Genomic DNA, 5,742 nt, shown 5'->3' on the forward strand with positions numbered 1-5,742 from the left:
GGCATAGGCAGCCGAAGCATCCTGCAGGCTGAAGGTTGCAGCGATCTCTGGTGTCAGCTTGCCCTTTTCCAGTACGCTTGCCACGTCTTTCATGGTGGCGAGTTGACCAACACTACACGGTAGATACTTGGAGAAAGATGAAACCATAGCCCGGATGCAGCGCGTAGAGGGCGCATGAGGCGTCGCACCTATCCGCTGCGCATAGCGTGAATCGTAAGGTTTCTGGATGAAGCCATCCTTTCTTGAAAGCATCTCGCATTAAATAGTTCTTTATTTGCTCTCGCCTGAGCCTTAAGGTTTTGGACAGGGCCACACAGGAAAAAACGATGAAGATTAGGGTTAGCCAGTTCGTTGATTTCGCGTACGGCGACAAGCGCAAAGACAAGGCGAAAGTCAGAAGCATAATTGATGAGCTCGATTTGCCATATGATCCAGCCAAGGACCGCTACAAGCAGTTTCGGGAATCTTTGGTATCTTTCGAGGATCAAAAAATTTCGAACAAAGAGTTTTTAGAACTACACTCCAAAGTTTCGGCAAATAAGGCTTCTGGATATAAGGTTTTGTGCCAAAACTACCTGGATTTGAAAGAGGATCACGCGCTCATTTGGCAGGGCCGCAGCCCTGTCGAAGCGGAGATTTCTGGCCTACATATCGCAACGGCCTGGTACTTGCGGACTGAAGCAAACAATCAGAGACGCATCATTTTCCTGCATTTTGGAAAAGAACAACTGCCACGAAAGAAGGAGCGGGGCCTGCTAACTATACTACGGCTGGCTAAACCGGATTCGGCAGGAGTCGGCATCCTGAACATCCAGCCGGGGACGCTGATAACTGCAACACGGCTAGACCAGAGCGAGGCCGACTACCTACACAAGCGCGCTGAAAAATTTGTAGCACTCGCCAAGGACATTAACGCAGGCGATTAACGGGATTGATCGCCGCTGAAATGCTCACGCGCTGCGGCAGAGTATTGCATCCCATGCCGCAGCGCAGTTGTCAGCCGTCGAACCATCACCGTTTCTTCGTCTCGTCCGCACTGAGGCGCTCCGCGCGGTCCATCATGCGTTGTATCTTGGCCCCTGTGCCGGTTGAGGGGCGTGAACCTGTTGCGGCGGTTGAGGAATGGGCCGCATCCGCTCCTGGATGCAACCTCCGACTTACATCGCTCTTTACGTTTGAGGACATTCGGTTCGGTTGCATCGGGCGGGATTGCGGCATCATTCGCCGGACACTGCCTCCAACGGTTGCGGCTGCCCAGCCTGCCTGCAAGTTGCCCGATATCATCGGCACGATGAACGGGATCGCCACGACCATCACAAGCGAAAGTATGACTACAGCCAAAAAGGGAAGCGTCGCTCCAACCTGCTTGACAGAATCCGGTGATCCGATCTGGCCGACCAGCTGGCTCACCAGGCCGAAAACCATCGAGAAAACGCCAGCCATCACGACCGGGTAAAGGGCAAAACTCGCCAGCGAAGACACCCATCGGTGGAAATAGTCCTTCGTCACCGGGAACATCGAGCAGAGGATCATGATGGGCGCGATACCTATCAGGAATGTCATCATCATCTTTGCCAGGACGAGAACAGCGCCCGCCGCGCCGCCGATTACAGCCAGAAGAGCCATGAAGAAGACTCCCATCACAGCCTTGCTGACCGCCCCCATATGCGATGTGGCCGAGTTGCCGTATTCGGCCAGCCTGTCGAGCTGAAGATCAAAACGAAGGGCGAAATATCTGGGTCCCGCGAGGTCTACCCCGATTGCCGAGCCGACCAAGCGCCCAGCCAGGTCGTCGAGGCCGTCGATGATATGACCGCTGACGAAGTTAAAATTTGCCCAATTGAACGCGAATGTGTTGATCAAAGCGATCTTGAATGACAAGACCAGCAGCTCTTTCCCGTCCATGGGGCGGATTTGCCATGCCATGTTGATAAACAAAGCGATCATCGCGAGGGTCGCGGCCCCGACAACTATCGTGCCGGAGACCTCCGCGACCGCCGCGAACTGCGAGGTAGCCACTTTCTCGAGACCCTCGTCTGCGGCTGATACGATAAAGTTAACGATACCCATCACTCAGCCTCCTGGCACTGAGTGCGCAACCGACCCCGAAGATTGGAAATGACAGGGAAATACTCTTCCGCCGACCATGCGATGTGAAGGCTGTCGGTGGCGGTCGGGGCGGCAAAACCCAGTTCCGCGTACTCGTTCTCGATGATCGCCCAGTCGGGCCATAGAGCCTCGCAATCGCAAGAACCGGCCTCCAGCGCCATCTGATGCCGCTTTAAGCTATAGAGGTCGTCCGCTGCCACTGAGCGCCATGAATCTCGAAATGACCGGAAGGTCAGATGTGCCGGTCGCGGGCGGATCGCGCAACCGTAGTGGTCGGTCTCTGCGGGTTGGATAGAATTGCTCAACTCGATCTGGTCCGCCATCACTGGAGCGGTAGTCAAAGCCAGAAATAGGATAGCTCGATAAATCATGCGGTTACTCCCGTCGTTTGTTCAGTGTTTCTTGTTCGGTGTTGCGTGTTGCCTGTCGCTTGTCCGGTGTCGCCTGTTGCGTGTTGACTGTCCGGTGTTGACTGTCCGGTGTTGAGTGGCCACGGTCGCGTGTCGCGTGTCGCGTGTCGCGTGTCGCGTGTCGCGTGTCCCCTGTTCAGTGTCGCGTGTCCGGGGGAGAGCCGGATGGGCCGCTCAATGGCGCAGGCCATGCACGTCCTCCCCGATCTCGTCTGTCACCGCGTCCGGAGGCGCTTCTGCGCCTCCAGCGCGAGCGACAGGCTGTCCTTCAGCTTCGATGGTGCCTGCGCGGTGTCGGGGCCATCCTGCATCCAGCCGCTCAAGGCTTCGACCAATGAGAGCTGCGACCTGAGCAAAGCGATCATGGAGCCGCGCAACCCATCCAGTTCCGCCCGCCTGTCCTGCCCAGAGGCGGTCAATTCCTGTGCGGATGCCTTCGAGGCTTCCGTCAACTGCTCGACGTAGCCCAACAATTCGCGTTCGAGCGGCGTCAGACCATCCATCACTTACTCCTTCGGGATCGTCAGGCAGTCCACGGGTTCCCCTGCCAGCGAACAGCGTGTCAGCGCCGCACGGCCGCTGCGCGGGATCAGATAGACCGCCTCCGGCCGCTCGATCACCCTGAGCCCCATCGTGTTCAAGTTCGGCGTCAGCCATGTCATGACCGACCAAGTCGAAATCCCGGTGCAGATCATCAGGCAGCAGGCCACCAGCATCGGCCACATCAGAGCCTTCCATTCCGGTCGCGCTGCGTTCGCGCTCTGCCGCATGAGGTGCTTCCTCACGCGCAGCAGGTAGCCTTCCGTATCGGTCTTGATTGTAGCCAGCGCGTTTTCGGCAATGACCGTCAAATCGGCCCTGAAGCTCTGCAACTGTGTGTCGATCGAGGCGGCGTTCTCTGCCCTGATCCGCTCCATGTCCGCGTTCAACTTCTCGCTCAGCCGTTGCTTCGGCTCTCCAGTCTTCATGGAAAATCTCTCCTTTCAGGCGAAACCGTTCTTCGGTCTCGGGGTCTTTGACGGTGAGGTAATTCTTGCCTGCGCGGGGCACCTCGAAGCCTGCATCGGTCAGGGCGGCGACCAATCCCGCCCGATCCTCGATCAGCCCCATCGAAATCTCGTCGGCGATCCAGGCATGGAGCCCGTCACGCCCGGCGGCGCGGTCGGGCGCTTCCGGTACCGTCCTGACCTCGGCCACACGCTCCACGTCCATGGGGTCGGCCCAGCCGTGGGTCTTGTTCATCAGGTCGCGCAGGCTGTCGAAGGCGCGCTCATAGCCGGGCGGGGCGATGTTGAGGCTGCGCCCGCTGTGGAGCTCCATGCGGGGCGTGCAGAAATGCAGCTCGACGCGATCCTCGTGGGTGTGGCGCACCCAGAGGCAGGCGTAGCGGTCGGCATCGAGGCCGGCGAAGGCGATCTCCTCGAAACGGTCGATCACCTCCTGCTACTGATCCGCGCGCGGAGCGTCTTCGCGGGCGAAGCTGACGACACCGGCGCGATAGGTCCACTTGTGCGGGCAGGCGTCGATCAGGTCGATCATGCCCTGGGGATCGCCGCGCACGACCTCCGGAAGCGGTTCACGGACCACGGTCATGGGCTGGCCCGAGGCATCGCGGATCAGGTCGCGGTTGTCGTCATAGGCCAGCACTGTGCGGGCGGTCAGGTATTCGACCGGCCCCGCGCCGCCGCCCTTGCCGTTGGGGAAGAACTTGATCAACATCCGGGCGGCCTCCGGTGCTGGGCAATGACCTCCACCAACCGCCGCTCGATGCCGACCAGCGCCGCCGCGACGCGCAGGGCCTCGACCTCGCTGGCCCGGCCCGCGCGCGTCGCCGTATTGAGCCACCGCGCGATCTGGTTGAGGTTCCCGCCATAGCGGGACACAGCCAGCACAAGCGCGGGATCGACACGGGGCGCGGGCTTGCGCCGCTTCGGAGCCGCGCCGGTGGCGAGCTGCCGAAGCATGGCGGACATGGACAGTCCGCGATCCGCAGCCGCCTGCCGGATCAGCGCCTTTTCCTCGGAAGAGCAGTAGAAGAACACGGCTTCCTGCTTTTCCGAGGAGACCGCGCCCCGCGCGGTCCAGTTGGGGTTCGAAGGGGAGGCTTGCCGCCCCTCGCAAGGCCCCGGTTCGACGGTCGAAGACCTAGAACCGGGTCGCCTTGCTCTTTGTGCAGACTGCTTGATGTTCGAGGTCACCATGCCACCTCCGCACGGCGAAGCTCTGCCTCTGCAACCAGGCCACGCGCCAGCAACTCACTGGCCTGATTGGGCGAAATGTGCTGGCACATCCAATTGCGCTCGCGAACATATCTGGCGAGCTGGAGAAAGTGCTTTCCCTCTTTTTCGGCCGCGTCGATTTGCATTTCACGGGCCTCTTCGACATAGCGCTGCCAGCGGCTCTCCCGAAACCAGTTGTCGGAGAAGCAAACCTTCGAGCGAGTGTAGCCTTCGGTCTCGGTCGCATATGCATCGACTGCGCAGATAAATTCCTCGGCGGTCGTGCCGTCCTTGATGGCCCGCTCGAATTGCTGTCGGCAGGTGGTCTTGTTTCGACGCCGATCCGGCGGATAGGCGGCCCATGCCTTCTCGAAATTCTGATCCTACTCCTCCTCGCGCGTGTCCGCGCCCGTAGGTGGTTTCTGGATGGTTTTAGGATGGTTTGGGGGTCGTGATGACCCCGGGGGTGGGGTCGTGGTGACCTCGGAGGCCGGGTCATACACATCCGGGGTCTTAGTGACCCCGGTTTGTTGTCGCCCCCCTTGAGCGTCCGATTTTTTCTTCGTCAGGTCATCCAACCTGGACACGGCTTCAAGGCATATGCGGTACTCGTTTGTGTACCCGAAGTCACAATCGCGCTCTCCCGTCTGAACTAGGATACCCTCAGCGGTGAAGTCACGAATGATGCGCTTGACGGTGGCCAAGCTCAGTTCGGTAAACTTCGCGATGTTGTGTTTGGAGCAGTAGACGCCCTCGCCATCGTCAGAAGCCTTGTCGGCCAAGAACATGATGACCTGCTTGCGTGAGGCGCTGCCAAACTTGCGCTTGTTGCATCGATTTGCGACCTCCCAACTCATGGCGCGTCACCCCTGAGGAGGGCCGCGCCGACATATCGCGGCCGGAAGCCTATTAGGGAGGGCAGAACAGACATCGACGCCGTTCCTGATAAATTTGGCCGAACGCGACCACGTAGATCCGCGTGGCCCTCGTTAGGGGCGCGCACC

General features: G+C 59.7%; 9 protein-coding genes. 1 reads left to right on the forward strand and 8 read right to left on the reverse strand.

Features of this window, described 5'->3' with window-relative positions; translation table 11 throughout:
• Positions 1 to 326 precede the first annotated feature (326 nt).
• Positions 327 to 926 carry a hypothetical protein gene (locus OS124_RS0106160; protein WP_010138534.1) on the forward strand — a complete coding sequence of 200 codons (600 nt, stop codon included), beginning with the start codon at positions 327 to 329 and terminating at the stop codon, positions 924 to 926.
• An 85-nt stretch (positions 927 to 1,011) separates the two neighbouring features.
• Here the strand turns inward: OS124_RS0106160 and OS124_RS0106165 are convergent, their stop codons facing one another.
• From OS124_RS0106165 to OS124_RS25975, 8 genes are all read right to left on the reverse strand, one after another.
• A complete protein-coding gene (locus tag OS124_RS0106165; protein WP_010138536.1) occupies positions 1,012 to 2,070 on the reverse strand; it encodes a type IV secretion system protein in 1,059 nt (352 codons plus the stop codon).
• Positions 2,070 to 2,480, reverse strand: a complete 411-nt coding sequence (locus tag OS124_RS0106170; RefSeq protein ID WP_010138537.1) for a hypothetical protein — start codon at positions 2,478 to 2,480, stop codon at positions 2,070 to 2,072. Before OS124_RS0106170 ends, OS124_RS0106165 begins: the two co-directional genes overlap by 1 nt.
• A 254-nt stretch (positions 2,481 to 2,734) precedes the next feature.
• Positions 2,735 to 3,022 carry a hypothetical protein gene (locus OS124_RS27910; RefSeq protein WP_029375217.1) on the reverse strand — a complete coding sequence of 96 codons (288 nt, stop codon included), beginning with the start codon at positions 3,020 to 3,022 and terminating at the stop codon, positions 2,735 to 2,737.
• A gap of 3 nt (positions 3,023 to 3,025) precedes the next feature.
• Entirely contained in the window at positions 3,026 to 3,487 is a 462-nt protein-coding gene (locus OS124_RS27915) for a hypothetical protein (RefSeq protein WP_029375218.1), read from the reverse strand.
• A 475-nt stretch (positions 3,488 to 3,962) separates the two neighbouring features.
• On the reverse strand, positions 3,963 to 4,238 hold the full coding sequence (locus OS124_RS27920) for a hypothetical protein (protein WP_029375219.1): 276 nt from the start codon (positions 4,236 to 4,238) through the stop codon (positions 3,963 to 3,965).
• Positions 4,232 to 4,720, reverse strand: coding sequence for a plasmid mobilization protein (locus tag OS124_RS27330; RefSeq protein ID WP_168161442.1), 489 nt, complete (start codon positions 4,718 to 4,720; stop codon positions 4,232 to 4,234). The genes OS124_RS27920 and OS124_RS27330 overlap by 7 nt, the downstream gene beginning before the upstream one ends.
• Positions 4,714 to 4,884 (reverse strand): hypothetical protein, encoded by a 171-nt coding sequence (locus tag OS124_RS27335; protein WP_168161443.1) that lies wholly within the window; start codon positions 4,882 to 4,884, stop codon positions 4,714 to 4,716. Before OS124_RS27335 ends, OS124_RS27330 begins: the two co-directional genes overlap by 7 nt.
• Positions 4,885 to 5,121: 237 nt before the next feature.
• Positions 5,122 to 5,595, reverse strand: coding sequence for a helix-turn-helix domain-containing protein (locus OS124_RS25975; protein ID WP_010138539.1), 474 nt, complete (start codon positions 5,593 to 5,595; stop codon positions 5,122 to 5,124).
• Positions 5,596 to 5,742 lie beyond the last annotated feature (147 nt).

The sequence above is a fragment of the Oceanicola sp. S124 genome, from assembly GCF_000220565.1.
Classification (GTDB): domain Bacteria; phylum Pseudomonadota; class Alphaproteobacteria; order Rhodobacterales; family Rhodobacteraceae; genus Pseudooceanicola.

What these genes read in the sequence shown, in the direction of transcription:
- OS124_RS0106165 (WP_010138536.1), bottom strand. Translation starts at nt 2,070, where the DNA reads ATGGGTATCGTTAACTTTATCGTATCAGCCGCAGACGAGGGTCTCGAG.
- OS124_RS27915 (WP_029375218.1), bottom strand. Translation starts at nt 3,487, where the DNA reads ATGAAGACTGGAGAGCCGAAGCAACGGCTGAGCGAGAAGTTGAACGCG.
- OS124_RS25975 (WP_010138539.1), bottom strand. Translation starts at nt 5,595, where the DNA reads ATGAGTTGGGAGGTCGCAAATCGATGCAACAAGCGCAAGTTTGGCAGC.
- OS124_RS0106160 (WP_010138534.1), top strand. Translation starts at nt 327, where the DNA reads ATGAAGATTAGGGTTAGCCAGTTCGTTGATTTCGCGTACGGCGACAAG.
- OS124_RS27335 (WP_168161443.1), bottom strand. Translation starts at nt 4,884, where the DNA reads ATGCAAATCGACGCGGCCGAAAAAGAGGGAAAGCACTTTCTCCAGCTC.
- OS124_RS0106170 (WP_010138537.1), bottom strand. Translation starts at nt 2,480, where the DNA reads ATGATTTATCGAGCTATCCTATTTCTGGCTTTGACTACCGCTCCAGTG.
- OS124_RS27330 (WP_168161442.1), bottom strand. Translation starts at nt 4,720, where the DNA reads ATGGTGACCTCGAACATCAAGCAGTCTGCACAAAGAGCAAGGCGACCC.
- OS124_RS27920 (WP_029375219.1), bottom strand. Translation starts at nt 4,238, where the DNA reads ATGTTGATCAAGTTCTTCCCCAACGGCAAGGGCGGCGGCGCGGGGCCG.
- OS124_RS27910 (WP_029375217.1), bottom strand. Translation starts at nt 3,022, where the DNA reads ATGGATGGTCTGACGCCGCTCGAACGCGAATTGTTGGGCTACGTCGAG.